The organism is Lysobacter antibioticus HS124 (assembly GCF_000336385.2).
GTDB classification, from domain to species: Bacteria; Pseudomonadota; Gammaproteobacteria; order Xanthomonadales; family Xanthomonadaceae; genus Lysobacter; species Lysobacter firmicutimachus.
This window is the reverse complement of sequence record NZ_HG424594.1, coordinates 1-508: the sequence shown is the minus strand read 5'-3', so window position 1 is coordinate 508 and position 508 is coordinate 1. Positions and strand designations below refer to the sequence as shown.

General features: G+C 65.0%; 1 pseudogene. It reads right to left on the bottom strand.

Features of this window, described 5'->3' with window-relative positions:
- Positions 1 to 508: pseudogene (locus tag TX83_RS20975) on the bottom strand (RHS repeat domain-containing protein); the annotation flags it as partial.

Here is a 508-nt window from a genome sequence, read left to right as displayed (position 1 = left end):
GCCCAGGGCGAAGGTTTCGCCGGCGGCGCAGACCGAGTTGACCGTGTCGTAGTCATACTCGACATCGTTCGTGCTGCTGCCGTAGGAGATCGTCTTCGGCCGGCCCAGGGCGTCGTAGGTGTAGCTGTGGGCGACGGCGTCGTTGGCGTCCTTCTTGGTCGCCAGTTGGCCGGCGGGGGTGTAAGTGTAGTCGGTGACGCCGGTGTCCGGGCTGGTCAGTTGGGTGCGCTCGCCGAAGCCGTTGTAGGCGTAGACGGTGTTCAAGCCCTTGGGATCGGTGACCTGGGTGACCTGGTCGAAGGCGTTGTAGGCGAGCTTCGTCTCGACCTTCAGACCATTGACGTCCTGAAGCACGCGGGTGAGGCGGTTCAACGGGTCGTGGTTCTGGTCGCCAACCCGGCCCAGCGCATCGGTGGTCAGATCCGGATTGCCGTCGGCGTCATAGGTGAAGGTAGTGGCGTGGGCGGCGGCGTCCTTGGCCTGGTGCAGCTGGCCGAGCGAGTTGAAC